Origin of the sequence: Novosphingobium rosa NBRC 15208 (genome assembly GCF_001598555.1) — a bacterium.
In the GTDB taxonomy this organism is placed as follows: Bacteria; Pseudomonadota; Alphaproteobacteria; order Sphingomonadales; family Sphingomonadaceae; genus Novosphingobium; species Novosphingobium rosa.
Genome location: NZ_BCZE01000089.1, coordinates 1 through 26,664 on the forward strand (window position 1 = coordinate 1; position 26,664 = coordinate 26,664).

General features: G+C 63.3%; 21 protein-coding genes. 10 read left to right on the plus strand and 11 right to left on the minus strand.

Going from position 1 to position 26,664, the window contains the following annotated elements:
- Nucleotides 1–421 (minus strand): class I mannose-6-phosphate isomerase (locus SR3_RS25895; RefSeq protein ID WP_169805712.1); only part of this gene is annotated, 421 nt, incomplete at its 3' end.
- Nucleotides 422–447: 26 nt separating this feature from the next.
- Nucleotides 448–1,482 carry a mannose-1-phosphate guanylyltransferase gene (locus SR3_RS25900; protein ID WP_068092761.1) on the minus strand — a complete coding sequence of 345 codons (1,035 nt, stop codon included), beginning with the start codon at nucleotides 1,480–1,482 and terminating at the stop codon, nucleotides 448–450.
- Nucleotides 1,483–1,730: 248 nt separating this feature from the next.
- Here SR3_RS25900 and SR3_RS31665 point away from each other — a divergent pair, with 248 nt between their 5' ends.
- Nucleotides 1,731–3,584 (plus strand): glycosyl hydrolase family 28-related protein, encoded by a 1,854-nt coding sequence (locus SR3_RS31665; protein WP_157099119.1) that lies wholly within the window; start codon nucleotides 1,731–1,733, stop codon nucleotides 3,582–3,584.
- 177 nt (nucleotides 3,585–3,761) lie between these two features.
- Here SR3_RS31665 and SR3_RS25905 read toward each other — a convergent pair whose 3' ends face one another.
- The gene (locus SR3_RS25905; RefSeq protein WP_157099120.1) at nucleotides 3,762–9,440 is read right to left on the minus strand and encodes a hypothetical protein; all 5,679 of its coding nucleotides are present in this window, start codon (nucleotides 9,438–9,440) and stop codon (nucleotides 3,762–3,764) included.
- Nucleotides 9,441–9,685: 245 nt separating this feature from the next.
- Here SR3_RS25905 and SR3_RS25910 point away from each other — a divergent pair, with 245 nt between their 5' ends.
- Nucleotides 9,686–9,997, plus strand: coding sequence for a hypothetical protein (locus SR3_RS25910; protein WP_068092766.1), 312 nt, complete (start codon nucleotides 9,686–9,688; stop codon nucleotides 9,995–9,997).
- A gap of 41 nt (nucleotides 9,998–10,038) precedes the next feature.
- Here SR3_RS25910 and kdsA read toward each other — a convergent pair whose 3' ends face one another.
- The gene (gene kdsA, locus SR3_RS25915; RefSeq protein WP_068092767.1) at nucleotides 10,039–10,869 is read right to left on the minus strand and encodes a 3-deoxy-8-phosphooctulonate synthase; all 831 of its coding nucleotides are present in this window, start codon (nucleotides 10,867–10,869) and stop codon (nucleotides 10,039–10,041) included.
- A 185-nt stretch (nucleotides 10,870–11,054) separates the two neighbouring features.
- Between kdsA and SR3_RS25920 the strand changes: the two genes are divergently transcribed.
- From SR3_RS25920 to SR3_RS25940, 5 genes are all read left to right on the plus strand, one after another.
- Nucleotides 11,055–12,044, plus strand: coding sequence for a KpsF/GutQ family sugar-phosphate isomerase (locus tag SR3_RS25920; RefSeq protein ID WP_068092770.1), 990 nt, complete (start codon nucleotides 11,055–11,057; stop codon nucleotides 12,042–12,044).
- Nucleotides 12,037–12,870, plus strand: a complete 834-nt coding sequence (locus tag SR3_RS25925; RefSeq protein ID WP_068092774.1) for a 3-deoxy-manno-octulosonate cytidylyltransferase — start codon at nucleotides 12,037–12,039, stop codon at nucleotides 12,868–12,870. Before SR3_RS25920 ends, SR3_RS25925 begins: the two co-directional genes overlap by 8 nt.
- A 70-nt stretch (nucleotides 12,871–12,940) precedes the next feature.
- Entirely contained in the window at nucleotides 12,941–13,549 is a 609-nt protein-coding gene (locus SR3_RS25930; protein ID WP_068092776.1) for a histidine phosphatase family protein, read from the plus strand.
- Nucleotides 13,546–15,156 (plus strand): capsular polysaccharide export protein, LipB/KpsS family, encoded by a 1,611-nt coding sequence (locus SR3_RS25935; protein WP_068092778.1) that lies wholly within the window; start codon nucleotides 13,546–13,548, stop codon nucleotides 15,154–15,156. Before SR3_RS25930 ends, SR3_RS25935 begins: the two co-directional genes overlap by 4 nt.
- Nucleotides 15,153–16,355: a glycosyltransferase family 4 protein gene (locus SR3_RS25940; protein WP_068092781.1), complete on the plus strand. Its 1,203-nt coding sequence runs from the start codon at nucleotides 15,153–15,155 to the stop codon at nucleotides 16,353–16,355. Before SR3_RS25935 ends, SR3_RS25940 begins: the two co-directional genes overlap by 4 nt.
- Before the next feature lie 48 nt (nucleotides 16,356–16,403).
- On the opposite strand, the gene SR3_RS25945 is transcribed toward SR3_RS25940, so the two are convergent.
- Nucleotides 16,404–17,042: a sterol desaturase family protein gene (locus SR3_RS25945; protein WP_068092782.1), complete on the minus strand. Its 639-nt coding sequence runs from the start codon at nucleotides 17,040–17,042 to the stop codon at nucleotides 16,404–16,406.
- Between the two features lie 96 nt (nucleotides 17,043–17,138).
- Here SR3_RS25945 and SR3_RS25950 point away from each other — a divergent pair, with 96 nt between their 5' ends.
- A complete protein-coding gene (locus SR3_RS25950; protein WP_068092786.1) occupies nucleotides 17,139–17,933 on the plus strand; it encodes an SDR family NAD(P)-dependent oxidoreductase in 795 nt (264 codons plus the stop codon).
- 4 nt (nucleotides 17,934–17,937) lie between these two features.
- Here SR3_RS25950 and SR3_RS25955 read toward each other — a convergent pair whose 3' ends face one another.
- Nucleotides 17,938–19,218: a capsule biosynthesis protein gene (locus SR3_RS25955; protein WP_084455930.1), complete on the minus strand. Its 1,281-nt coding sequence runs from the start codon at nucleotides 19,216–19,218 to the stop codon at nucleotides 17,938–17,940.
- Nucleotides 19,219–19,431: 213 nt separating this feature from the next.
- On the opposite strand from SR3_RS25955, the gene SR3_RS25960 reads away from it, so the two are divergent.
- A complete protein-coding gene (locus tag SR3_RS25960; RefSeq protein WP_174549196.1) occupies nucleotides 19,432–20,874 on the plus strand; it encodes an LTA synthase family protein in 1,443 nt (480 codons plus the stop codon).
- Between the two features lie 266 nt (nucleotides 20,875–21,140).
- Nucleotides 21,141–21,710, plus strand: a complete 570-nt coding sequence (locus tag SR3_RS25965; protein ID WP_084455931.1) for a cell wall hydrolase — start codon at nucleotides 21,141–21,143, stop codon at nucleotides 21,708–21,710.
- 1 nt (nucleotide 21,711) lies between these two features.
- Here the strand turns inward: SR3_RS25965 and SR3_RS25970 are convergent, their stop codons facing one another.
- From SR3_RS25970 to SR3_RS25990, 5 genes are all read right to left on the minus strand, one after another.
- Nucleotides 21,712–22,170, minus strand: coding sequence for a hypothetical protein (locus SR3_RS25970; protein WP_157099121.1), 459 nt, complete (start codon nucleotides 22,168–22,170; stop codon nucleotides 21,712–21,714).
- A 10-nt stretch (nucleotides 22,171–22,180) separates the two neighbouring features.
- A complete protein-coding gene (locus SR3_RS25975; RefSeq protein ID WP_068092793.1) occupies nucleotides 22,181–23,584 on the minus strand; it encodes an MBOAT family O-acyltransferase in 1,404 nt (467 codons plus the stop codon).
- 10 nt (nucleotides 23,585–23,594) lie between these two features.
- Entirely contained in the window at nucleotides 23,595–24,971 is a 1,377-nt protein-coding gene (locus SR3_RS25980; RefSeq protein WP_169805710.1) for a GDSL-type esterase/lipase family protein, read from the minus strand.
- Nucleotides 24,972–24,985: 14 nt separating this feature from the next.
- The gene (locus SR3_RS25985) at nucleotides 24,986–25,978 is read right to left on the minus strand and encodes a DUF459 domain-containing protein (RefSeq protein WP_084455932.1); all 993 of its coding nucleotides are present in this window, start codon (nucleotides 25,976–25,978) and stop codon (nucleotides 24,986–24,988) included.
- A 220-nt stretch (nucleotides 25,979–26,198) separates the two neighbouring features.
- Nucleotides 26,199–26,399 carry a hypothetical protein gene (locus tag SR3_RS25990; protein ID WP_068092802.1) on the minus strand — a complete coding sequence of 67 codons (201 nt, stop codon included), beginning with the start codon at nucleotides 26,397–26,399 and terminating at the stop codon, nucleotides 26,199–26,201.
- Nucleotides 26,400–26,664 lie beyond the last annotated feature (265 nt).

Consider the following 26,664-nt stretch of genomic DNA (forward strand, 5'->3'; position numbering starts at 1 on the left):
CGCCGATGGCGTGGACAGTGTTGGCCGGAATGTAGAAGAAATCGCCCGGCTTCACATCGTGCCAGACCAGCATCTCCTCAATGCTGCCATCCAGAGAGGCCGCGCGCATCGCCTCATGGCTGATCGGCTCACGAAAGCCGATGCCCAGCTTGCCATGGGGCTCGGCGGCCAGCACGAACCAGCACTCCTCCTTGCCCTGCTTGCCCAGACCCTTGGCCATGGTCTGCGAATCGCTGGGGTGGACCTGCACCGAAAGCTTGTCGCTGGTGAAGATGTATTTCACCAAAAGCTCGGGCAGGGCGGCGGGCGGTTCGAACCAGATTTCACCAATCTGGCGGCCATCAGGCGCGGTGAAAGGCGGGGGCAGATCGGTCTTGCCCCAGGGCTTGTCCACCAGCTTGACGGGCAGTTCGCCCTGAATGGCCACGATGCTCACTACAATTTCCTTTACTGGTTGGCCGCGCCGTAGAGCTTGCCGACCTTCTGCACGCCCGCCACCGAGGTGATCATCACATCGGGTCCGTCAACGACCACGATGGCATCCTCCAGCCCGATGACCGAGACATGCGCGCCATCGCTCTCAACCAGAACGTTGCGGCATCCCACCAGTTCCGCCTTGCCGATGACGCTGTTGCCGGCCGCGTCGCGGTCGCGCGCTTCCCACAGGGCGTGCCAGTTGCCGATGTCGCTCCAGGCCATGGCGGCGGGGACGACAGCGGCGCGCTGGGTCTTTTCCATCACGGCATAATCGATCGATTCGCTGGGCACGGCGGCGAACAGCGCGGCATCGGGATGGAAGCGGCGGCCATCCTCATGGCCTTGCGCCACGGCCTCGCGCACGGCGGCGGCGATATCGGGGCGATGGGCTTCCAACTCGCGCAGATAGTCACCGGCGCGGAAGGCGAAGATGCCGCCGTTCCAGCTGTAGGTGCCTTCGCTCAGGAACTGCATGGCGCGTTCCAGATCAGGCTTCTCGACAAAGCGGTCGACCTTGTAGCCACCGGTGCCGACAATCGCCTCGCCGCTTTTCACATAGCCAAAGCCGGTTTCCGGCGCGGTGGCGGCGATGCCGAAAGCCACCAACCAGCCCTGCTGCGCCAGAGCTTCGGCGCGGCGAGCTGCTTCCACGAAGGCCTCGGGATTGCCGATATGGTGATCGCTGGGGCAGACCAGCATGACCGCATCCTCGGGCAGGCGCAGCGCGGCCAGGGCGATGGCGGCGGCGGTGTTGCGGGCGGAAGGCTCCACCACCACGCCCGCGTCGGGCGCGAGGGTCAGCTGGCTTTCGACATGTTCGAGATGCGCCTTGCCGGTCACGATCAGCGGCGCGGCAAAGACAGAGCGATCCACCGCGCGATGCAGCGCGGCTTCGAACAGCGTGCGGTCCCCCACCAGCGGAAGAAACGGCTTGGGCTTGCTTGCCCGGCTGCGCGGCCACAAACGTGTTCCGCTCCCGCCGCACAAAACCACTGGCGTAATCATCTCAAAATGCTCCTCGATTTATCTAATCAAATGGCGATAATACTGGATCGAGTAGCGCTCTAATCTTCCATCACCACAGACACACCATATACCATGCAGGATAAAAACCCTATTAGGCCCACCTCGAAGCCCGATAATATCAGATTAATTAGTTAAAATTTTTTGATCTTTTAATAAAGATATTGAATTTTTAAAAATTCTACAAACTTCATTAATTTATTTTCGCAAAATTAAATGAAGGAGGCATCATGCAATTACCACACCTTGCCTTCATAGGCTTTCTTTTCTTCGTTAGCCCCACCCCGAGTTCAGCAAGCGCGGCCATTTCGAATCATTCAAATAGGATGATCCCCGCTGCTAGCTTGCCACTGCCGTCGCCACAATCCGCAATAACGAACGACATACCGCTATTTGTAAACTCTGCGGATCCCGCAATAAGCAAGGCTTCCGCGTCCCTACCAACGATCTACATCGAAGAGAACGACGCGCTCACAATGAAGCCGTTCAGCTTAAAACATGCATGGGAAGAAAAATATGCTGAGCCAAGTAATGTCCCTTCCCTGCCTTACCGCAAAACCGATATGATATGCGCGAACCAGCCAGAGAAAGACAACGAAAGATCGACAAGACCCGAGTTGAACCAGAAGTGCTTGAGAAGTGCTCTTTCAGCGCAAGGCATTGACATCAAAAATTTTGGCGCGAAATGCGACGGAGTAACGGACGATGCCCGTGCAATCAACGCAGCCCTCTCCTATGCTGCGGCGACCGAAACCAGCGAAGTAGTCATCAACGGCACCGCAAATTGCGTGATAGGCTCAACCCTGACGGTCGGAGCAGGCGTGACACTAAAAGGCAATGGCCTCAAATCAACGAACCGGGGATTGGCCGCCGGCGCCGCAAACCTCAACCCAATGATCATGCTGAACGGATTAGGTGCATCGCTCCGTGACTTGACGGTGAATGCAAGCGCTGCTGGTCCCGCGACAGGAACGGTTATCCGAGTATCGCCGTCTTCCCAGCAGGTTACCATGCGGAATATCTATATCACCGGCTCTTGTGGCGCCCTTGATCTTAATGGCTCGCTGCATCGGGTCGAAAATTTCTATGCTTATAATTCTGAAGGATCCCAATGCAACGTCATCAGCATTGGCAGCAGCACCGCACAGGCAGGATCCGTTGACAACAAACTGGACCATGTGGTCGTCACCAGCGTCAATTCAGATGCCCGGCCCGCCAGTTGCTTCATGATTTATGATGCTGGCGGCCTGTTCATCACACACAGCGATGCCATTTATTGCCAGGTTGGCACATCCATCGCGCCCAAATCCAATCAGCAAGTCATCTGGACCACTTTTGCCGATACCTACCTAGGAGATACCAACGGTTCGACCGCCTTCACACTCGACGCCACCGCACCGTCCGCGGCAGTAAAAGGTTTGAATTGCAATGCCTGCTGGGCATCCAGTTCATCTGGCGACGGGATCATCATCCAAAATACAGGCGGAGGCACAGTGACCACACTGACCTTCACCGGACTTCGTTCACTGGGTAATGCAGGCAATGCCATAAGCATCGAGACCAATGCGAACCTTCGCGTTACAGCAAGCACCTTATGTGGCTATGGTGAAAACGGCGTCTATGCAGGTAAAGGGATCGGAGAAATTCAAATCACAAATTCCACAATTCGCCCAGATTGCGCAGGATTATCTTCAAAAGGCCAATTCGGTATTTTCCTTTCTGGCCAAAATAAAAATATAACCCTTTCAAACATTGATGCCCGCGATAATAAAAAAATGGAAATATACGGCATACCTTCTGGAAACAGTTTTGTAAGGGACATTACGTCCATCAACAATACTAGTTCCAATATTGCCAGCGCGTCGTCGATTACATTAGACACAGTTCATTTGTTATGGAAAATTACTGGGAAATCAACAATATCCTATATCGGCGGAGGGTGGGAAGGTCGCTCTGTAACATTTATTTCAAGCAACGACCCTATCTCGTTTCAGAAAGGTCGAAATATATGCAGCCAGATAACAAGTAAACCGAATGAACCTGTCTTTGCAATTTACACAGATTCATGTTGGTATTTGAAATAAAATCGCAATTTTCGATTCACTTGAATTCAGATTCACCCCCCAACCCCGCCCTTATATAAGGGATACGGATACTACCGGCAGTCTCCAGATCGATCGGCGCCGATACGATCGCCTCGACAGGGATAACAGTCCCAATCTTCGTGGGAGCGCATCGCCGCGCTCCCACCCCATCCCACTTTACAGCCTGAACCGCACCCCCGCCGTCACACTCTCACGCTTGCTGGCTTTGCCCAGCTCGCCCGAGGCATTGAGGAACAGGCTGGCTCCCGGCGCCAGGCGATATTCCACGCCAGCCGCCATAGTGGCGTCGACCCGGTTACGCCCCACGCCCAGCGCCGCAAGGCTGGAGGAGTAACCCGCCAGCGCCGCCGTGGCCGCCATCTGGTCGCCTTGAACGCGATAACGCACACCCAGCGTCAGGAAGCGCCGCCAAGGCCCAGTCGCATCCGGCGCCGTCTCAAAGCCCAGCCCCGCATCCACAAAGCCCTGCGTGATATCGGCCTTGTCCACACTCAGCGCGAAGGGATGAGCGCTGGCCTCGTTGATGGCATCATGGCTGGTCGTCACCCAGGTCGTGCCGACTTGCGGGCGCACCATCCAGCCCTGCCCCAGCGGCACCGCATGGCTGATCGAGGCATCGAAGGACCAGCTCGGCAGCGAATAGGCCGTCGAGATGGTCCCCGCATCGGGCACATAACGACGGGTCAACGCGTGGGCCGCGTCATAGTTGGCCGACAGCGTGATCCGCGTCGCCCCACCAAAACGAGCAGCCACACCGCCCACCACGCCGCGCGCCTTGGTCGAGGCACTCAGTGCCGAGATCGACTGGCTCTGATCCATCCAGCCCACATAGGCCGAGAAGGCATAGTCCTGCCCGGCCAGACCAAGCCCGCCCAGCGCGCCAAAGCCGTTGATCGTGGCATGGCTCACGCCTTGCGTTTCGCGGCTGGCGAACTGGCGCAGGCTGCCCAGCCCCTGACCGAAGGCGAAGATATGGGTTGGGCCATTGGCTTCGCCCTCACCGAGAGTCCGGGCATTGCCGGAAAGCGACAAAGCGGTTTCCGTGCCGATCTGCAAGGCATCGGCATAGGGCTCAGGCGTCAATCGCGCGAAGGCCGAAGCAATTGGCGCGCCATTGCCGTCCTGCAGCGCGGAGAGCGCCGAATTCAGTGCCGCAGGCGCGCTGCTGGCCGCCATGGCGCTGTTCACATAGGCGACGGCGCGGCGCAGCTGGGGATTGTAGCTGTCCGGATTGGCGAATTGCACCAGTAGGCCCAGATCGCCATTGGCCAGCGTGCGCACACTGCCCGCAAGGCCCGTGACCGTATCATAGGTGCCGCTCACCCCGCCCGAGGCGGTGATGAGATCGAGCGTGGAGCCCACCTTCACCGGGCCGGTGGCGGCAATCTGCAGCGTGCTGCCAGGCAGGATGGTCATCTTGCCATTGACGATCAGCTTGTCGGACACTGTCGGCGTGATCTCGAAGAGCGAGGTCGATCCGCCGTTCAGCGTCACATTGCCGTTCACCGTCATCGTGCCGGGCGAGGCGCCGGGGCTCAGAGTGCCGCTGACCACCACATTACCATTGACCGTGCCCGCCGAACCGAAGGTGGCATTGCTGCCTACGTTAAAGCTGTCGGCATTGAGGATCGACCCGGCCAGTCCGACCAAACGCCCGCCCGTCAACGTGGCGGTGCCGAAAGTACCCGAACCCGAGACGGTGGCGAAACCACCAGTCTGGGTGAACGCCCCAATGTTGCGTACAAAAGTAAGAGCCACAGGTGCCGCTTGCGTGCCGCTGCTGATCGAAAGCTTATTGGTGCCCGCGCCACCATCAATACTGCCCGAGAACACACCATTCAAGGCAATGCTGTCATCGCCGTCTCCTGTGGAAATGGCCCCGGTGACAACACCACCCAATATCAGACTGTCGTTGCCAGCACCCGTCATAATGGCGCCAGTGATCGTGCCGCTGTTGATCAGTGTAACATCGCCACCGGTCAGGCTCATCGCGCCATTGATCGTGCCGCTGTTGTTGAGCAGCGTGGCGGCGCTCCCACCCAGATTGATCGCGCCGGTGATCATGCCACTGTTGTTCAAAGTCAGATTTTTGGCGCCATAAGCGGTGGCCGTCAGCGCGGTGTCGACGTAAATCAGATAGTAGGGAGGCCTCGGAAAGGCGACATACAGTGGCTGCTGGTAACCGCTGATGGCGCCTGTGTTGGTGATGCTTACCGAGTTTCCTGAGGCCACGGTGAGATTGGCGTTCATGCCCCCGATAATAGTGCCGCTGTTTGCGATGCTGCTGCTATTGGCCGTGCTTCCCGACAGCAGGACTGCCGCCGAGTTGCCATCGTTTGTGATTGCTCCGCTGTTGCTGAAGGTGAAACCATTCGCTGTACTGAGCGTGACGGCCGCACCAGCCAGGCTGGAAGAGCCGATAGAAGCCGTATTGCTGAAGGTGGCAGCGCTCAGCGACACACTGCGGACATTGGCCTGGTTAAGGAAACCGGCCAACTCGATGCCCGCATAGGGCGTGTTACCCAAGTAACCCACGCCATAGACGGAGCCGGCGGTGGCCACCTGGTTGATGATCGTACCCGCACCGCCAACATAGAGGTTGCCAGCATAGCCGGAAGGCCCGGTGAGCGTCACTTTCGAGGTAGACCCTGCCGCCACGGTGAACTCATTGGTGAAGCCGCTGGGCAGCGTGCTGCCCAAGGTCACCGTGGCGGTGCCGCTGCGCTGATGCCCGATCCAGTTGGTTCCCGAGCCCGCAGTGATCGTACCCGTCACGCCGAAACCGGAACCGGTCTCCACCAGAATGGCATTGCCGCCGCCAAAGGCAAGATCGCCGTTCAGCGTGCCGCCATTGGCGATATACATGCCCGAAACACTGTTCGCTCCGCCAGCAGGCGTATAGCCGAGATTGACGTTGCCGTTGATGGTGCCCGCATTGTTGACCAGACCGCCGATCATCTGCACCGCCGTGCCCACACCGGTAACACTGCCCCCGGCAAGATTGTTCAGCGTGTCGCCAGTGCTCGAATAGCTTGAGCTGCGGATGGCGGCGCCAGCGGTGCTGGTAAGCGTGCCGCTATTGTTGATAGTGCTGCTGCCGGTGCTTAGGAAGGCGTTGCCGGTGGCGGTGATGCTGCCACTGTTGGTCAGCGTGGTCGCCGAAACGCCATTACCCCCTGCGGCACTGATGCTGCCATTGTTGACCACCGCAAGGCTGGACACGGCGGCATAGGGACTGGTTGTCCCCGTTGTGTCCGTGAAACTTACCTGGCCATTGTTGATAAAGGTGGAGCCGACAATGCCGCTGCCAGTACCGGTGTAGCTATAGCCGGAGGGCAGCAGCACCGTGCCGGTATAGCTGGAGGTGCTGCCGCGCGTGCTGGCCAGTGCGCCATTGTTGGTGATGGTCAATGCCGTGGGCAGAACCGAATTGCCCTGCTGGATCACGGAGGCGGTGGTCAGCGCCGCAGCATTGCTGGTCGACACTGTGCCGTTGAGCACCACATTGCCCTGCCCGGCCAGCGTGACCGTGGAACCATAGGTGCCGTTCGTTCCCAGCGTCAGTGTGGCGCCGCTGGCAACCTGATAGCCCAGCGTGGTGAAGCCCGCATGGGCCGCCAAAGTATCACTGGCATCGGCAGTGACATCATAGCGCAGCACCGAATTCTTGGCATTGACCGTGCCATTGATCCCGGCATAGCCGCTTGTGCCGCTGCCGGTCAGGCTGGTGATCAGCATGTCGCCATTGCCCAGCGCTAGATTGCCATTGAGCACGCCACCGGCCTTGGACCAATAGATATTGCTGGTGACATAACCGGTGTAAAAGCCGCTGGCGACCAGATCGACGTTGCCATTGATCGTACCGGCGTTGATCACGCGGGCGTTAAAATTGAACCCCGAATTGTTGATCGCCCATGAGCCGCCCGTGATCGTGCCGCCGGCTTCATTATCGATGGTGGCATAGCTGCTCAGCGTCACGCCATCGTTACCGGAGATCGTGCCGGTGTTTACCAAAGTGCCGCTCTTCAGGGCAAGGGCAATGCTTGCCCCCGAAATGGCGCCGCTGTTCGTGCCACTTCCGGACAAGGTCAGCGAGAGGCCCTGGCTGCTCACGGAGCGGATCGTGCCGGTGTTGGTAAAGGTGCCGCCGACATAGAGTGAAGCCGCTACGGTTTGCGCCGTGATCGTCCCACTGTTGATGAAATTATTACCGCTCGAAAGCACCACACCCGCACCGCTGGCCGAGATCGTGCCAGTGTTGTTGATCGAGGCAGAGGTTAGGCCGACCGCCGGGTCGCCCAGCGGGTTGGTCGTGGAGATCGTGCCATCGTTCCTGAACGTGCCGCCGCCCGAATAACCGCTTTGACCGATGATCTGGCCCGAGCCGCTCAGGGTCGTTTGATTGTTGAGCGTGCCGGAGCCATCGAAAGAGATCATGCCGGCATTAGAGAATCCATTGGCCAGCGTCACCGTGGTGCCGGAGGTGGGTACGAAATCGAGCACGGTGAAATTGGTGGGCAGGCTGACCGCCGAGGAAAGCGTCGTATCGGCAGTCGTCTTGAGCTGGACAGTGTTGGTGCCGCCCCCGCCGTTGATCACGCCGGAAATACCGGTGTAGAGGCTGCCATTCTTCAGCGTGGCGATCAGCGTATCATTGCCGCTGCCCAACGTCAGGTTGCCGGTAATTGTGCCAGCGGTCGAATCGATGGTGCTGCCCCCCGGGTTCGTCCCCGACCCCGCGCTGACATTGCCGATGATCGAGCCGCTGTTGACCAGATTGAGCGCACCGGTCGTGCTCAGCACCGTGTTGCCTGCGGCGGTCGAGATGATGCCGCCCGCATTGTTGGTTACGGAAAGGGCGCCATTCACGGCTATCGCTGTGCCGGTGCCGGTGTTGGTGATCGCGCCCCAATTGTAGATGCTGGCGTTGGTGGCACTGGTGCCAATGACATTGGCCCCGCCCGCGCTGATCGTGCCGCCAATCAGATTGGTCAGACTGATCGAGATGGCGTTGATCGCTGCGCCGCTGCTCGTGTTGCTGATGGTGCCGGCATTGGTGATCGTGCTGTTGTAATTGGCGATGGTCGCCGCAGTGCTGGCCGAGGTGATCGTGCCGCTGTTGCCGATGCCGCCGTAAAAACTGGTGGTGCCAGTCGCCGGCGCGATGGCGCTCAGCGCTCCGCCATCGATCGTGCCCACATTGTTGATGGAACCCACATTGGCCTGAATCGCACCGATCGTCCCGCCCGTGCGGTTGGTGACGGATGAGAAATAGCCGTAGCTGTTGGAACCGTAGAGCGCCACGCCGCTTGTGCCGCTAATGCTGCCGGCATTGTCGATCGAAACGGTCACCCCGCCATAGCTGTTGCCAGAGCTTTGTGTCGCGGTGATGCCATAGGTGCCGCTGACGGCACCGGCGGATCCCACGGTGATGGTGGCATTGGTGCCGTAATAGTCGTAGCTGTTCGAGCCGAGGGGGCCCGACAGCACGCTGATGCCAGCGCCCCCACTGCCCGTCACCGTGCCATTGACGGTGATCGTGGCAGAACGCGTGTTGAAGTTGCCCGTCGAAGGGATCGATACGGTGATCGCAGGGGCACCGCTGTTGCTCACACTCGCACCGTTGTTGACGGTCAAAGGCGAGGCGCTGGTGCTGATCGTATAGCCATTTGTATCGCTGCCCGAGCAGATGACCGCCGTACCGCTCTGGCTGGGATCGGGGGAGCATTGGGCCCAGGCTTGGGCAGGAATAGCCGCCACCAAAGCCACGAAACTGACACGCGCACCGAAAAACGCCGCCCGATTCGAGCGACGAACAGTCTTCTTGTGGATCACCAATAGTCCCTGGTTTGCCCCTATGTTGGCGCGTGACTATCTGATCTGATTATTGATGTCATCTTAATTTCATTCAGAAAATATTCAGATGCCTTCAGAAACCAAGGTACTTCTTACGGAAAGCCATCTCAACAGTGAATCGCCAAGCCTTCTGTGAAATCCGGTGGCAGCCGCGCTTTGCGAAATGCCGCATGCATGACCCCTTCCACCCCGGGGCCTCCACAACTCACAAACGCTGAGGCTCAATGCTCGCACACATCCCCGTCGCTTTAGGTATCCAACTCGCCTGCTGGCTGATTGGCCGCGCCCTCAAGGCCACGAACAAGGCCGCCATCTGGATCGGCTGCTTCGCCGCTGCTGCCGTGTGCATCATGCGCGAGATCACTCAGCGCGAATACCAGTGGATCGAAGCCTTCGGCCACGGCCGCCGCGCCAACATGCCGGGCTATGCCGGCCTTGAAGTGTGGCAATGGAACACGCACTCGCTGTCCGAAACGGCCATGGCCATCGCGGCATCGCTGCTGGTGGCCATCGCGGTCAGCCGATACGCCCCTTAACAGCATGGAGCGAGGGACCACATCAGCCCCTCGCCCTCACCTTACCCCGCCTTCACCAGCGCATCGATCGCCTGCAGCTTGGCCAGCAACGGCTCCACCTGATCCAGCGGCACGGCATTCGGCCCATCCGACAGCGCCTTGTCCGGATCCGGATGCGTTTCCATAAACACGCCCGAAACCCCAGCCGCCACCGCCGCGCGCGCCAGCAGCGGCACGAACTCGCGCTGACCGCCTGAACGGTCACCCAGGCCGCCCGGCTGCTGCACCGAATGGGTGGCGTCGAACACCACCGGGCAGCCCGTTTCCGCCATGATCGCCAGCGAACGCATATCCGACACCAGCGTGTTGTAGCCGAAAGAGGCCCCCCGCTCGCAGACCAGGAAATTGTCGGGATCATGCCCCGCCGCTGTCGCCGCATTGCGCGCCTTGGCCACCACCTGCGCCATATCGCCGGGCGCCATGAACTGCGCCTTCTTGATGTTCACCGGCTTGCCAGAGGCCGCCACCGCCGCGATGAAATCCGTCTGCCGCGCCAAAAAAGCTGGCGTCTGTAGCACATCGGCCACACTGGCCACCGCCTCCACCTGGCTGGCATCATGCACATCGGTCAGGATCGGCAGGCCGGTTTGCGCACGCACCTTGTCGAGGATGCGCAGCCCTTCTTCCATGCCCAAACCCCGGAAAGAGCGGTCCGAACTGCGGTTCGCCTTATCGAACGAAGCCTTGAAAATCAGCGGCAGACCCAGCTTTTGCGCGCTTCCGGCCAGCGCCTCGGCGATCGACAGCGTCATCTCCTCGCTTTCGATCACGCAAGGCCCGGCGATGACGAAAAGAGGCAAGTCCTGACCGATTTTACGCCCGCACAGAATCATTGTTCACCTGCCATACATTTAGAAAATCGTCTGATCGCGGCGAAATGAAGGGGAACCTTCACCTTCGCTGACTGTCAATCCCCCATGGCGAGTATCGAAACAACTGGCAATCCCCGCCAGCTTCCCATAATCAACCGGCCCGCCAAGGTGGAGATTTACGTGCGTTTAACTAATTTGGGGGCTCTATGAACACCGCTTTGCTCAAGGCCCGCCTGGCTGCCTCGGCGCTCAAGACCCTCGATATCGAGCTGGACGCGCTCAAAACCCTCAAATCCGCCCTCGAATCGCCGCAGCTGAGCGCGGCGGTCGAACGCGCCATCCACGTCATGGTCAACACACAGGGCCGGATCATCGTCAGCGGCATGGGCAAGAGCGGCCACATCGGTCGCAAGATCGCCGCCACCTTGCGCTCCACCGGCACGCCCGCGCTGTTTCTCCACCCCGGCGAGGCAAGCCATGGCGATCTGGGCCTGATCACCGAGAATGATGTGGTGCTGGCCATCACCTGGTCGGGCGAAACCAGCGAGCTGGTCGACATCTTCCATTATTGCGACCGCTTCAACATCAAGCTGATCGTCGCCACCGCGCATCGCGACAGCACGGCGGGACACGCCGCCGACATCTGCCTCGAACTGCCCATGGTGCGCGAGGCATGCCCCAACAATCTGGCCCCCACCTCATCGACCACGCTGCAAATGGTGTTGGGCGACATTCTGGCGGTGGCGCTGATCGAGGCGCGCGGCTTCACGCCCTCCGATTTCCACGTCTTCCATCCCGGTGGCCGCCTGGGCGCGCAGCTGGCCACAGTGGGCGATCTGATGGGCGTGGGCGATTCCATTCCCCGCGTCAGCCGCAACGCCACTTTGGTGAACGCCACCATCGAAATGAGCCGCAAGCGCTATGGCTGCACCGCCGTGGTGGATGAGCAGGGCCGGCTGGTCGGCGCCTTCACCGATGGCGATCTGCGCCGCTGCATCGCCGTCCACGATCTGAACGACCAGATCGGCCAGCATATGTCGCCCACGCCGCTGATGGTGTCGGCCGATATGCTGGGCTCCGAAGCGCTGCGCATCCTCAATGAGAACGCCATTTCGGTGCTTTTCGTGGTGGAGGGTGATTCCACGCTGATCGGCATCGTCCATATCCATGATCTGGTGAGGACCGGCGTTGCCTGACAGCGACGGTTCCGGCGCGCCCGACCTGATCGTTATCCCGGCGCGCTACGGTTCATCGCGCCTGCCGGGCAAGCCATTGCTGCGCATCGCGGGCCGCACGCTGCTGGAGCGGGTGGTGGCGATGGCGCGGCAGGCGGCGACGCAGGCCGGGCATTGCACGCTGGTGGTCGCCACCGATGACCAGCGCATCGCCGACCACGCCGCCGAACTGGGTGTGGCCGTGGCAATGACCGATGCCGCGCTCGAATCCGGTTCGGCGCGGGCCTGCGCGGCGGCGCGCCAGCAGGCGCAGCGCCCGCAACTGGTGGTCAATCTTCAAGGCGATGCGCCCTTTATCCCGCCCGCCACCATCGCCGGGCTGATCGAGACGCTGCGGCGCGGCAAAGCCGATGTGGCCACGCCGGTGTACAGGCTCGACTGGGAGCGGCTCGACCGGCTGCGCCAGCACAAGATCGCGGCGCCCTTCAGCGGCACCACCTGCGCCCGCGCGCCCGATGGCCGCGCCTTGTGGTTTTCCAAAAACATCATCCCGGCCCTGCGCGATGAGGCCAAACTGCGCGCCGCGGGGCCTGTTTCGCCGGTGTGGCAGCATCTGGGGCTTTACGGCTATCGGCTGGAAGCGCTCGAATGGTTCGCCGACAGCGCTCCGGGCACCTACGAAAGGCTGGAAAGCCTTGAGCAACTGCGCTTCCTCGAAGGCGGCCGCAGCATCGACACGCTGGAGGTCGAGCCCCCCAGCCACGCCCTTTCGGGGATCGACACGCCCGCCGATGTCGCTTTGGCCGAAGCCGCCATTGCCCGACTGGGCGATCCCTTTCCGGGCTAATCCGCCGCAATCACGTTTCTTTTGCCGCCGGGCACTCCCAACGGACAAGAAAACCCTCTAGGCGACTCCCATGTTCGTGATCGTCCGCCATGGAAACACCTTCGCTGCCTCAGAAGCGCCGCGCCGCATCGGCGCCCGCACCGACCTGCCGCTGACAGGCAGCGGGCAACAACAGGCGCGGGCGCTGGGCGCGCATTTCGCCGCGAAGGGCTGGCATTTCGGACAAGCGCTGATCTCGCCGCTGCGCCGCACGCGCGAGACTGCCGAGGCGATCCTCGCCGCCCAGCCCAGCCCACCCGCCCCCCAACCCCGCGACTGGCTGGCCGAAATTGACCACGGTCCCGACGAAAACCGCACCGAGGACGAAGTGCTGGCCCGCCTTGGCCCCGACGCGCTGGCAGCATGGGACCATCATGCCACGCCGCCTCCCGGCTGGACCGTCGAGGCCGAGACCCGCAAAGCCGCATGGCGCGATCTTTTCGCCGCGCCGCCCGGCAATGCTCCCCTGCTGCTGGTCACCAGCAATGGCGCGGCGCGTTTCGCCCTGCTGGCCGATCCGGCGCTGGCGCAGGCGGCGCAGGCCCTGCCGCATCTCAAACTGCCCACCGGCAGCTATGGCGTAATCCAGCGCGGTGAAGATGGTGATCTGCACATCACCGATTGGGGTGTTCGGCCATGACTTTGCCGCCTCCCCTGCTGCGTGCGCCGCCTTTCCCCGGCCTGACCACGTCCTTCTCCCAATCCCTCCCTGAGGGTGATGAACTGCCCGCAGCCCCCGCCGCGCTGCTCGATGCGCTGCGTCAGGCACGGGTCGGCGGCGCCTTCTGGGCCGAGCCCGCCTCCCCCTCCACCCCCGGGACCATTCTGGTTCGAACGCACAATGTCTCCGATCAGGCGCAGCAAACCGCCATGCTGCCGACAGCGCGCTGCATCGACCCGTCGGACCCCATCGATCCATGGTCGGTGCTGCCCGGCGCGGCGCGTCTGGTGGCGCATGGCGATGACGAATGGGTGGCGCTGGCGGCGATCCTCGGCGTGACGGTCGAACTGCTTTCACCGGGCCGCTTCGGCGAATTCCCCGACGATGCGCAGGCACTGAACGCCAAGGCCGCCCGCGCCCTTGCTTCGGCCGCCTATCATGACCCCTTCACCGGCCAACCGATGGAACCGCTCAAGGCCATCGCGCTGCTGGGTGAATGGCGGCGCATCCTCGACGGCAATCGCGGCATTGTCGTCGCCAGCGGCATGGCCTGGTGGAAGCGGGCTGAAATCCGGCAATTTCTCTGGTCTTCCGGGCAAAAGCTGCGGATGATCTCCAGCCCGCGCCGCGCGCTGGCCGCTGCTCAAAAGCAGGGCGGCGCGGTGGCGATCTGGCCCTCACGCGTGTCTCCTGCCCTGCTGGCTCAGGCCAAGGCGCGCGGCGTGCCGCTGGTGCGTGTGGAGGACGGCTTTGTCCGCTCGGTGGGGCTGGGCAGCAATCTGGTGCCGCCCTCCTCGATCGTGGTCGACCGGCGCGGCATCCATTTCGACCCCTCCAGCCCCAGCGATCTGGAGGTAATTCTGGCCGAAACACAATTCGGTTCCGACATGCTCGACCGCGCCCGCGCCCTGCGTGAGACCATCGTGGCCAAGGGTATCAGCAAATATGCCGCCGGCACCGCCGGCACCCTGCCGCAGCGCCAAGCTGGCCGCCGCCTTGTGCTGGTGCCGGGTCAAGTGGAGGACGATATGTCGGTGCTGGCGGGCGGCGGCGGGCTGCACTCCAATTTCGAACTGCTGCGCCGCGCCCGCGCGCTGGAGCCTGACGCCGAAATCTGGTTCCGCCCTCACCCGGATGTCGATGCGGGCCACCGCAAGGGCGCCGTCTCTGACGATCAGGCGCTGTCCGTGGCCGACCGCATCATGCGCGGCGGCGGCATGGCGCCGCTGCTCGATGCGGTGGATGCGGTGCATTGCCTCACCTCGCTGACCGGTTTCGAGGCGCTGATGCGCGGGCGCGAGGTGACTTGCCACGGCACGCCCTTCTACGCCGGATGGGGCCTGACCCGCGATCTGGGCGCTGTGCCGGACCGGCGTGGGCGCCAGCTGTCGCTCGATGAGCTGGTGGCGGGCGTCCTGATTCTCTACCCTCGCTATCTCGATCCGGTCACCGGCCTGCCCTGCCCGCCCGAAGTGCTGGTCAGCCGCATGGCCAGCGATCTGGCGCATAACCGCCTCGACTGGATCGCGGGACTGCGCCGCTGGCAAGGCAAGCTGATGGCCCCGCTGCGGAGACTGGCCCGATGAGCCGCGTGGTGCTGGATCTCTCGCGGCTGATCTCGCGGCTGCGCCATAGCACCCCCTCCGGCGTGGACCGGGTGGAGATGGCCTATGCGCGCGGCTTGCTAGGGCTTTACGGCGAAAGGCTGGAGTTCGTTGCGGTGCATCCCGGCGGGCTCTATGGCGCGCTGCGGCGCGATGCGGCGCTGGCCTATCTCGACGAGCTGGAACGGCGTTGGGCCAATGAGGAAGGATCGAAGGGTCAGCGTTCGCTGGTCTCGATCCTGCCGTGGCTGATGCGGCTGCTGCCCCGGCCCTTTTCGCCGGGCGGCAAGGGCGGGGTCTATGTTCAGGTTTCGCCGCATCATCTGACGCGGCAGGACAAGGTGCGCCGCATTCTGGCGCGCGAGCAGGCGCGCTTCCTCTGCCTGGTGCATGACCTGATTCCCATCGAGTTTCCCGAATATGCCCGGCCCAATGGCGCGGCTCTGCATCGCAAGCGCATGGCCACGCTGGCGGCGCTGGCCGATGGCATCATCGGCAATTCCGCCGCCACGCTGGAGGCTTTCCGGCCATGGGCGGAAAAGTCGGGGCGGGAGATTGCCCTCCACGTCGCCCTGCTCGGCACCGAGAAGGTAGCGCAGGTGCCGCCCGCCGTCTCCGCGGATGGGCGGCCCTATTTCATCTGCGTCGGCACCATCGAGCCGCGCAAGAATCACCTTCTGCTGCTCCATCTCTGGCGCCAGATGGCTGAAACCCTGCCTCCAAAGGATGTGCCTCGTCTGGTCGTCATCGGCCGACGCGGCTGGGAAAACGAGCAAGTTCTCGACATGCTGGAGCGTTGTCCCGCGCTGCGCGACCATGTCGAGGAGTTGAACGGCTGCCCCGATTCACGAATCGGCGCGCTGCTGCGCGGGGCGCGGGCGCTGCTGCTGCCCTCTTTCGCGGAAGGCTATGGCATGCCGGTGGCCGAGGCGCTGGCCGTGGGCACGCCGGTGATCTGCAGCGATCTGGCCGCCATGCGCGAGGTGGGCGGCAGCGTACCGGACTATCTCGATCCGCTCGACGGGCCCGGCTGGCGCGCGGCCATCCTCGATCATGCCCAGTGCGGACCGGTCTGGCAGGCGCAGATGCAGCGTCTGCCGGATTGGCGGGAGCCCGATTGGGGCACGCATATGCAGATCGTCGCGCAGGCTATCGCCGGGCTGCAGCACGAAGGATTGTGACAGGAAAAGGTTGGGGCCGTCTCAGCGTGGCCCCGCCAACATCGGCTTTCAGCCAGCGTTGGCCGTAGATTCGTTGCTCGTCTTCACCGAGGTGATCCGGCTGCCGAACACCACATCCCAGAACAGGCCGGTGATGGCGTAATTGCCATGCTCATCGACATAGTGATGGCGCATGTGATGGCGCTTGAGCGCCATGCCCAGACGCCCGCGCATCGGCCATTGGTGGCAGGCGAAATGCACCACGTCATAGCCCAGATAGCCCAGGATGAAGCCCAGGAAGGTCCAGGTGCCCGAAGCCCCCTGCAGCGCCACGAAACCCCACCAGATCAGCCCCGCGATCGGCAGGCTGACCACCGGCGGCATCAGATTGCGCATGCGATCATTGGGGCTTTCATGGTGATTGCCGTGGATCAGGAAAACCAGCCAGCGCACCGGCGCCCAATCGAGCGTCCAGTGAAACAGATAGCGGTGCATGGCATATTCGAACAGGCTCCAGACCACGAGGCCCAGCGCCATCAGCCCAAGCCCGGCCAGCGGGCGCACAGCGCCCCAGCCCGCCCAAACCACCAGCGGGATCGCTACGCTCCAGATCAGGGCGAACATGAAGGGCGAAAGAAGGGTGAACTTCTCCAACCATTCATTTCTGAACAGCCTGATACGCGTCGTCTTGAAGTCGTGACTGATCATTTGGTCGAATTCTGGACAGGAGAGGGCAATTTCTGTCAAGGGGTAAGCGCCTGACAGACCGGTTATATCCCTTAGCTGTGATAAAAAAGATAAGAGATGAACGAGACATTTTACAAAGGTGCAATTCTGGTGACCGGTGCCTCTGGCGAGGTCGGCGGAGCGCTGGCCCGACAGCTGGCCCGACCGGGCGTGCATCTGTCGCTGTGGGGGCGCAATGAAGCGCGTTTGAAGGCTTTGACCGAAGTCTGTGCGCAGGCTGGGGCAAATGCCGAATGGCGCTCGCAGGATCTGACCGATGTCGCGGGAGCGGTGGCCGCCCTGCGCGCCGAGGATGACACGCGGCCTTTCGACATGGCAATTTTCGCCGCCGGGCTGGGCGATATTCGCGAAAAGGGCGCGCTGATCGAATCAACGGAACTGGTGGCGCGGCTGGGGGCGGTCAATTTCGTGGCCCCGGCCACACTGGCCGCCGCATTGGGCGAGCGTATGGCCAGCCGCGCCCAAATCGCTGAAAATCCCGCGCGGATCGTGCTGATCGGCTCGGCGGCGGGCTTTCATGCCCTGCCTTTTGCCGGGGCCTATGCCGCCAGCAAGGCGGGTCTCGCCCGCTTTGCCGATTCGCTGCGCATCGCCCTGCAGCCGCACGGCGTGACCGTCACACTAGTCTCCCCTGGCTTCATCGACACGGCAGCTGGGCGCGCCGTGCCCGGCGACAGACCCATGTCGATCAGCACCGAGGACGCCGCCAGGCGCATCCTGCGCGCGGCGCTGGCCGGGCGCCCCCATCTGGTCACGCCATGGCCCTTCGCGCTGCTGCGCCTCTTCGACCGCCTGCTGCCGCGCCCCTTGCGGGACCGGCTGCTGCGTTCCTTCGCCCCGCCGGGCTGGTAAGACCCTATTCGGGAAGCAGTCGCCGCCCTTCCAGCCGGGCGACGGCATGGCGCACCACTTTTTCCAACGCTTCTTCGGAAAAGAAACCGCCGGGAATCAGGCAGCGCTCGATCAGCACGCGGCGGAAAGCAGCGAAGGTTTCCTCATCGGGCGCCAGCGGATTTTGCCAGAAGGCGTCGATCCCGGCCTGATAGGTGATCTCGGGAATGTCATAGACGGCATGGCCCAGCGCCACCACCGGCACGCCCATCGCCAGCGCCAGTGTGCCGCTGGTGCTGTTGATCGTCACCATGCCCTGCGAGCGCTTCGTCACCGGCACGATATCGCCCCAGTCCATGTAGTCGACGCGGTCGCGAATGCCGAGCATTTCGGCCAGATCGAACATCTGCTGACGCCAGTCGCGCACGCCATTGTCGAGCGGATGCTCCTTCACCACCAGCCGCGTGTTCGCCGGAGCGTGGGCCGCGAAGGATTCCAGCACCAGCTTCATCGCCTCGGCAATGCCCGAGAAGGGCGAATGCAGGCGGATCTGCGCATCCGAATCAAGCTGCAGCGGAAAGATGAAATAGGGCTGATCCGAGGTTTCCAGCCGGGCGATCAGCTCGGCGGCACGGGCACGCTTTTCCTTGCCCTGGCTCAGCTTGCGCATCCAGCCCATGCCCTCGACCAGCGGCGACCACGGACGGTGATTGTTCCAATGCGGATAATGCCAGCGCGTGAAGACATCGGCGACATTGTAGACCAGCCCCTCGGTCGCGCGGCGGCGGAAGGAGGAGGGCACCTGCGCATGCGGCGGCACCGGCGGCAGTTGCGCCGCCGTCTCGCGATACCAGACCGGATCGCGCGGCAGGGTGGAATGGCCGTTCACGCCGCCCAGTTCCAACGTCACCCAATCGGGGCGGATATAGCCTTCCTCGAAGACATGCATCGGGATGTCCATGGCCTGACACACCTCGCGCGCCACCAGATGATGCGCGCGGCAATCGCCGAAAAGCACCACATCGGTGATGCTCTTCTCGCGCAGGATGGCGGCCAACGCCTCGGGCCATTCCTCCATCGATCCGCGATAGTCGATGCCGTTGGGCAGGCGCCAGAAGGCACGATCGCCACCGTTGAAGTTGATCTTGTAGACCGTGTGGCCATCGCGCATCAGCCCGCGGCCAAGGCTGCGGAACAGCGGGCCCATCAGCCCCTGAAGCAACAGCACCCTGCGTTTTTCGGCCCCGGCCCAGGCATGTTGCGCGGAATCGGCGGGAGCCGAAGGCGCGACCGGAAAATCTGGCATCTGAAAAAACGCTCCGTCATCACGAGCCAACCGGCCCGGGCCATAAAAGGCCTTTGCTGAACCGCGTTAGAACGCTCCTTGATCTCCAGCAAGTCCTCCTGACCATAAGGGCGATGACAGTGAAGAGCAGCCACGCTATGCAGCGCCCGACGGACAGTACCGGGGCGGTGCGACAGAACTGTGATACAAAGTAACATACTGATCTTTGCGGCAATGCTGGTGCTTGCCGCATTGCTTGACGCGCTTGTTCGGCCGCGCACCGGGCGACCATGGCGCAGCCTGCCCGGCCTGTGGCTTCTGGGCTGGAGCATCACCGCGCAATTCGGTCTGTTTCTGGCGCTCAGCGGCCATGTCGCCACCGCCGCCGTGCTGGCTCTGGCCTTCCCCGCGCTGCTGGTGCTGGTCTCCAACGCCAAGCATGCCATGCTGGGCGAGCCGCTGCATTTCTCCGATCTGGCGCTGATCGGGGCGGTTTTCAGCCATCCGCAATTCTATCTTTCCGCCATACGGGTCTGGCAACGCATCGTGGCGGGCGCGATCTTTGTCGCGTTGCTGGGCGTGCTGGCATGGCTCTTCGTACCGGCTCTGCCGCCGCATCTGGCCGGGGTTGCTCTGGCCGTGGTGAGTGTGACGGTGCTGGCGCTCAGCCTGCGCAGCCGCGCCTTTCGCGCTCTGGCCGAGCGCCCCGATGCGCCCGCCGATCTGCGCCGTCATGGGCTGATCCCCGTGCTGCTGCTCTATTGGCGCAGCTGGCGTCGCAGTGCGGACCCGGCGCCTTGCCCCGCCCCCCTGCGCGAATCCCCCACCCAGCCTCAGCCCGAACTGCTGGTGGTCATCCAGGGCGAATCCTTCGCCGATCCGCAAGACCTCTTCCCCGCGGGCCAGCCCCTCCCCGGCCTCACCGCCGCGCGCGCTCAGGCGTGGCAATGGGGGCAACTGGCCGTCAGCGGCTTTGGCGCCTACACGATGCGCACCGAATATGGCGTGCTGTTCGGCCGCAGCGAGGAGGCTTTGGGCTTCCGCAGCTATGACCCCTTCCTCACCGCGCTGGGCGAGGCCTCCTATGCCCTGCCCGCGCGTCTGGCGCCCTCGGGCTGGCGCAGCCTCTTCGTCCATCCGCATGACATGCGCTTCTATGGCCGCGACGCGATCATGCCTGCCGCCGGTTTCGCGCAGCTGGTGGCCGAAGACCGCTTCGCCCCGCCCACGCCCGAAGAGGGCCGCTATGTCACCGATGCCGCCATCGCCGACGAGCTGGTCGCGCTGGCGCAGGCCGCCACGGGGCCCATGATGCTCTATGCCGTCACCATCGAGAATCACGGCCCCTGGGCGCCCGAGGAAACCGGCGGCCATCATGACAAGGATCTGAAGCGCAGCTATCTGCGCCTGCTCGGCAACAGCGACGCCATGCTCTCCTCGCTGATCGCACGGATCGGCGCGCTGCAGCGCCCGGCGCTGCTGGTGTTCTTCGGCGACCATCGCCCCAGCATCCCCGGCGCCACGCAGCCGCATGGCGATCGCCACACGCCCTATGTGATGATGCGATTCGACGAAAAGGGCCAACCAATGCGTGGCGAGAACCGCCGAATCGACCTCACGCCTTCGCAGCTGCATCATGCCATGTTGAATCTGACACTTGGCGATCCCCTGCCCTGAAAAGGCGGCGCCGTGTAACGCGAAGCGACCCTATTTGGTTCCCGGTCAAGCAGCTTGCGGCCAACCGCTGCCCTTGGGAAAACCCCGTTTCGACGTGCCAGATTTGACTCAGGGGGAAAATGCCGCCAAACGCCCGGCACAGCCCAGCATATGGCAGGATGATCCACATCCGCCGATGTGAAGCAAGACGTGAGGGATCTCTGCAAGCGCATGTATATGCGTTTTCGCGCCTGCAGAACGAACTCGCGCCCCTGTGACAAGATGGAATGAAGCGTTTATCTGTATCCCGCGCCATGTTTGCGCTGCCGGTGGTTGCCCTTGTGACGGGCCTGCAACCGGCCAATTCAGCCGCCCATGCCGCAGGACAACAGACGGAAACGCCTTCCGCTCAGGTCCAGTCAGATGCTCAGCCCGGCTTCACCCAGCCCGAGCTGACCGCCCCCAGCGACACTGTCGTGACCGACACGGTTTCGCCCGACAATGGCCCCAACATGCGCCAGGTCGAATGCGTGGCCAAGGTCATCGTCCATGAAGCGGCCAATCAGATCCACCGGGGTCAGGTCGCCGTGGCGCAGGTCATCCGCGCCCGCATGAAGGTCGCCGGCACCGATGCCTGCGAGACCGTCATGAAGCCCGGCCAGTTCTTCAACGTCAACCGCTACAACCCGTCGCGCACCGGTGAGACCTGGCGCAAAGCCGTGGTCATCGCCACCGCCACCCTGAAGGGGGAAGGCGAGGATGTCGTGCCCGGCGCGATATTCTTCCACACCGTGGGCCATCCGATGCATGGCCGCGTGCAGGTCGCCCAGATCGACGACCACGTCTTTTACCGCTGATTCAGGTGGGGGCGTCTGCGCCCCCGCCCTCGCCGTCCGTTGACGGCTTCTGGCCCGGCCATGTCGCCTTGCGCATGGCCTTGGCCGCCCCCTCCACAGAATCGACCACGGTGTTGAGGCCCAGCTGCCCCGCGGCATCGTGCCAGCCGTCGGCGGCGCTCACCACGGGCGCCGTCACCGACATGACCGGCAGCTGATCGGCCCAATTGGCCAGAGCATGCGAATTGAGCCCCAGCAGGGCCAGCGTGCTGACCGCCACCGCGCCCGACACCCATCCCAGACCGGCCTTGATGCCCGGCACCTCCCATGCGGCGGTGCGTTCATGCGGGCCCATGTCCGAAAGGGCATCGTCTGCGGTGTCCAGCTCTTCGGCAGCCTCGGGGGTGAGGAACTTGACCTCGCCGGGCTCTTCCTCGGACAGATCGATGGGGGAGTCTCCCCAGGGCAATCCTTGGCTCATCGCGCTTTCCCTAGAACTGGAAATAGATAAAGGGCGCCACGCCCGCGCCGCGCAGGCCTTCCACCACCAACAGCAGCAGCGCGCCCGCCAGACCGACCGCCCAGAAGGGCAGCAGGCTCAGGCGGCGGCCCAGCCGCTGGATGGCATCATGCGGCCCGAACTGGCAGGCCAGCCCCAGCACGATCATCCCCACCGTCCAGGGCGAGGCGATCAGGCTGCCCGGCTGCCCGGCGACGATGCGGCCGATAAAGGCTGTCGCATCCTCGAACTGGGGGATGCGGAAAAAGATCCAGGCCAGCGTCACGATATGGAAGGTGAAGATCACGCCGATCCATGCGGGCAGCGCGGGCCAATGCTCGGGCCGCGCCAGCTTCCACAACCGCTCGGCCACCAGCATGCCGCCGTGCAGTGCGCCCCAGATCACGAAATTCACGCTGGCGCCATGCCACAGCCCGCCCAGCACCATCGTGCCGAACAGCGCGAGGCACACGCGCCACTGCGCCTGACGGTTTCCGCCGAAGACGCCGATGTAGAGATAGTCGCGCAGCCAGCTCGACAGGCTGATATGCCAGCGCCGCCAGAAATCCTGCAACGAGGCGGCGCGATAGGGCTGATCGAAATTGCGCGGAAAGCGGAAGCCCAGCAGACCGGCAAAGCCGATCGCCATATCGCTGTAGGCCGAAAAGTCGCAGTAGATCTGGATGGCATAGCCATAGGAGGCGATCACCAGATCCAGCGCCGAATGGGCAGCGGCATCGTTGAACACAGGATCGACCAGCTGCACGCCCAGCTCATTGGCGATCACCGCCTTCTTGATGAGGCCCCAGCCGATCAGCACCAGGCTGGTCGCCGCCGCGCCCCGGCTCAGCCACGGCGTCTCGCGCAGTTGCGGCAGGATATGGCCCGGGCGCACGATGGGCCCGGCCACCAGATGCGGGAAGAAGCTCATCAGGAAGGTCAGCTCGAGCAGGCGCGCGGGCTCGCTGCGGCCCTTCCACACATCGACGACATAGCTGATGCCCTGAAAGGTGAAGAAGGACACGCCCACCGGCAGGATCACATCCACCACCGGCAGGCTGCTGCTCCAGCCCAGAGCCGCCAGCCCGGCATTCACCTCATGGGTGAAGAAGCCGTAATATTTGAAAAAGCCCAGAATCAGCAGATTGGCGATCACGCCCGCGCTCAGCCAGAAACGCCCGCGCGCCGGATCGCCCAGAATCAGCCGCGCCGCCCCCCAGTTGAGGAAGGCGCTGCCCAGCAGCAGCAGCACGAAGCGCGAATCGAACCAGCCGTAGAAAATCCACGAGGCCACCAGCAGCATGATCTGCCGCCAGTCCCCCGCCCGGCGCATCAGCCAGTTGAGGGCGAAGACGATCAGGAAGAAGCCATGGAAGACCAGTGTGGGAAACAGCATGGGTGCAGGCTTACTTCGTCAGATCGAGCCGGGCGCGGTCGAGATCGGCGGCCAGCGCCTCGCCCAGCTTTTTGCCACCATCCGCGGTGAAATGCACATGGTCACCGCGCTGCAGGCCCTGCGCCACCCAGTTCATGGTGGTGCAGCTGCCGCCCATCGCCCCCTGCCAGTCCCAGAAGGCCAGATTCATCTCCTGCGCCAGCCGGATCTGCATCGCGCGGATGCGCGCCAGATTGCCCGGCACGGACCAGCCATTGCCGCAGGCCACCGTCTGGCTCAGGCCGGGCAGCGCCACATCGGAGCGGCTGCTGGCGGCATCGGGGGGCCCAAGCAGCAGGATCGGCACGTTGCGACCCAGCAGGCGGCGGATGCGGGCGATCTGCTCACGCATGGTCGTTTCCGCCTCATCCAGCTTGAGGCCGGGGTCGAAGCCCTCATTGGTGCCGAAGGCGATCACCACCAGATCGGGATGGGTGTGGCGCAGCTCCACGCCCAGAACCTTGTCGTCATTGCGGGTGAAATGGATCAGCCGCGATCCCACCACCCCCAGATTGGACAGCGTGAGCCCCCCCGCCTGATGCTGGCTCTCCCAAGAGGTGAGGCTCACAGGCCGGTCATCCACCGTGGTGATCGAGACCGAGGGCACCGGCAAAGGCGTGGTCAGATCGAAGCAGGTCGCCCCCGGCGTGGCGGCAGCGAAGGACCAGTCGCGCTCGGTGCCGCTCATCGCGACATGGACCACGCCCTTGTCGGGGCCGGTGAGGCCGCAGAGGCTGAAATGGTCGAACTGATAGGCCACGCTGTCCGCGCTCAGGCTCAGGGACGCCCCGGCATGCTGCGCGGTCTGGGTGAAGCCCGAAAGGCCGAGCAGCGCGCCGCCCTCGGTGCGCTGGCGCCCGAAGATCGAATTGGGAATCCAGTCCGGGCTCTGGCGCGCGGTGACGCCCCAGCTCAGATACCCCGGATAAGGCCGCCCCACCGCCTGCGCGCCGCGCCCGCCAGCGCCATATTCGGCCTGCCAGCGCACGCGCCAGCCATTGGTGAGCATATCGCCCGCCGTATGGCTGTCACCGATCTGCACGATGGAGAGCGGCGGCACCGCGCCCGTGGCAAAGGGCAGCTTGACCAGAAAGGAGGCGATGGCGGCAGGGTTGCGCAGCTGCCCCGGCACGGTCCTGATCGTTTCGGCCGCCGGGGTCGTGGGCAGAGGCTGGACCACTGGCGAGGCATAGGTGCCCGGCGGCAGATTGTAGATCGTCTGCCCATAGACACAGGTGCCCAGCAGCATGGCGGCGGGCGTCAACACCAGATGGCGCAGGCCGCGCGGCGTGGGAATTGCGCTGGCCAGTGTCAGGCGTCCCAGCTTCTTACGCGACAGGACATGCATGCGGCTGAGCATCCTCACTTGGCCTCGCCGGGTTTTTGGGCCTCGCCGGGTTTTTGGGCCGCGCCCGGCTGCTTCACCCCGGCGGAGGGCGGCGCCAGAGCCTCGATGCGTTGCCACACCGGCCGGGCGATGACGCTATAGCCATGGAAGGTCATATGAATTCCGTCCTCGGCCCGCGCATTGTAGCTCTTGTTGGTAAACGGATCGACCAACTCCTTGGAGAAATGGTGATCCTTGTCCTCGCTGACGGGCACCGCGTTGGTGAAGGGCACATGCAGGCGACACATCAGGCCAGTGTAGAAGGCGTTCATGGACTGAACCTGACTGTCATAGTCAGCCTTGCGCATGCGCGGCAGGCCGATCCAGGCGACAGCCACGCCCTCACCCTGCAGATAGGTGACCAGCGCTTCCACCCTGCCGCCGATCACCTTCTGCCAGCCCGGCGTCATATAGACGAAACCATGGTTGCCATCCCGCACGCCCTGCGTGTCATTGGCGCCGAAATCGATGATGGCCACGTCGATCGGTTGATCGGCGAAACGGCTCTTGGCGTCGGCAAGCAGATCAAGGCTGCGATAGCGGGTGAAGCCGATCCCCTCCTTCGACCATTGGGTGACCTTGAAGCCCTTTTTCCTCAGGAAGTTCTGAGCGGTGGCGGCCCAGATGCCATCGCCAAAGCTGTCGCCCAGCACGCCGATGGTGATGGGGCGATTCTCGCGCAGCGCCGCCGCCACGCGGGAGGAATGGGGGAAATCATCGGTGCAGCCGCCCCTGGGCAGGACCATGGCCGGGGGCGCTGCCTGAGCCTGAACCGGGGCCTGACCTTGAACCGGGGCCCCGGCGGGAACCGCCGATGCCGCAACCGGAGGGGCCAGGCTGGCGCTCTTGTCGGCGAAGAGGGGTTCAAGCACCTTGCCGTCATGCTCGAAGGAAAAGAGCAGCACCGCCCCGACCGCCATGCCGACAAACAGCACCGCGCCCCGATCGATAAACGCCAATCCCTTCATGATGCTTCTGAACCTGACTCTGTGTGGTGAATGTGGGGGGCGCCGAAAAGACCTTGAAGGCCCTCTTCAGCGTGAGGGCGCGAGACATCACGCGCAGCGCCCTGAAAGGCAAGCACAGTTTTGCCCGGTTGCGCCGCAGCGATGCTGCACGGCGTCAGGCTGCCCGATGGAGGGCACGGCGCGGCCCGGCCAGGGCGCCAGACCGCGCCATCAGGTCCAATCAGTCGATCAGCGCGCGCACGCGGTTGATCAGGCTCTGGATGCGTTCAGCCGCCTCGCCGAAGGTCTTCACATCGGCGTGATTGTTGTTGCCGCGCGCTTCCTTCATGGAATCGACGTAGCCCTGCATGTCTTCTTCCAGCGCGTCGCAGATGAGCTCGGCTTCATCCTCGGTGAGCTTGAGTGTGATGGTCTTGTCCAATGCGGCCTCCTGTAATGACCCGCCCGCCATAAGCTCAAGCCCCCGCCCGCGTCCATATGGCCGGGGAGGCGAGCATGGGGTTTTGCCCTGCCGGGTTGATGTCGGGATTTACTGGACCTTGAAGCAGCTCTTGCCCTCGGGCAGCTTGGCGGTCTTGCAAGGGGCAGGTTCACCCCAGACCCAGCTCGATCCGACATAGCCGATATAGACCCGCCCGAAGACATCGGGATCGGCGGCAAGCGCGGTCACCTGATCGAGATTGCCC

Excerpts from the sequence above, each read along its gene's own strand:
- SR3_RS25940 (WP_068092781.1), top strand. The coding sequence starts at position 15,153 with ATGAGCCGCGTGGTGCTGGATCTCTCGCGGCTGATCTCGCGGCTGCGC.
- SR3_RS25935 (WP_068092778.1), top strand. The coding sequence starts at position 13,546 with ATGACTTTGCCGCCTCCCCTGCTGCGTGCGCCGCCTTTCCCCGGCCTG.
- SR3_RS25900 (WP_068092761.1), bottom strand. The coding sequence starts at position 1,482 with ATGATTACGCCAGTGGTTTTGTGCGGCGGGAGCGGAACACGTTTGTGG.
- SR3_RS25985 (WP_084455932.1), bottom strand. The coding sequence starts at position 25,978 with ATGAAGGGATTGGCGTTTATCGATCGGGGCGCGGTGCTGTTTGTCGGC.
- kdsA (WP_068092767.1), bottom strand. The coding sequence starts at position 10,869 with ATGATTCTGTGCGGGCGTAAAATCGGTCAGGACTTGCCTCTTTTCGTC.
- SR3_RS25960 (WP_174549196.1), top strand. The coding sequence starts at position 19,432 with ATGCTGGTGCTTGCCGCATTGCTTGACGCGCTTGTTCGGCCGCGCACC.
- SR3_RS25970 (WP_157099121.1), bottom strand. The coding sequence starts at position 22,170 with ATGAGCCAAGGATTGCCCTGGGGAGACTCCCCCATCGATCTGTCCGAG.
- SR3_RS25950 (WP_068092786.1), top strand. The coding sequence starts at position 17,139 with ATGAACGAGACATTTTACAAAGGTGCAATTCTGGTGACCGGTGCCTCT.
- SR3_RS31665 (WP_157099119.1), top strand. The coding sequence starts at position 1,731 with ATGCAATTACCACACCTTGCCTTCATAGGCTTTCTTTTCTTCGTTAGC.
- SR3_RS25955 (WP_084455930.1), bottom strand. The coding sequence starts at position 19,218 with ATGCCAGATTTTCCGGTCGCGCCTTCGGCTCCCGCCGATTCCGCGCAA.
- SR3_RS25975 (WP_068092793.1), bottom strand. The coding sequence starts at position 23,584 with ATGCTGTTTCCCACACTGGTCTTCCATGGCTTCTTCCTGATCGTCTTC.
- SR3_RS25965 (WP_084455931.1), top strand. The coding sequence starts at position 21,141 with ATGAAGCGTTTATCTGTATCCCGCGCCATGTTTGCGCTGCCGGTGGTT.
- SR3_RS25920 (WP_068092770.1), top strand. The coding sequence starts at position 11,055 with ATGAACACCGCTTTGCTCAAGGCCCGCCTGGCTGCCTCGGCGCTCAAG.
- SR3_RS25980 (WP_169805710.1), bottom strand. The coding sequence starts at position 24,971 with ATGCATGTCCTGTCGCGTAAGAAGCTGGGACGCCTGACACTGGCCAGC.
- SR3_RS25930 (WP_068092776.1), top strand. The coding sequence starts at position 12,941 with ATGTTCGTGATCGTCCGCCATGGAAACACCTTCGCTGCCTCAGAAGCG.
- SR3_RS25910 (WP_068092766.1), top strand. The coding sequence starts at position 9,686 with ATGCTCGCACACATCCCCGTCGCTTTAGGTATCCAACTCGCCTGCTGG.
- SR3_RS25945 (WP_068092782.1), bottom strand. The coding sequence starts at position 17,042 with ATGATCAGTCACGACTTCAAGACGACGCGTATCAGGCTGTTCAGAAAT.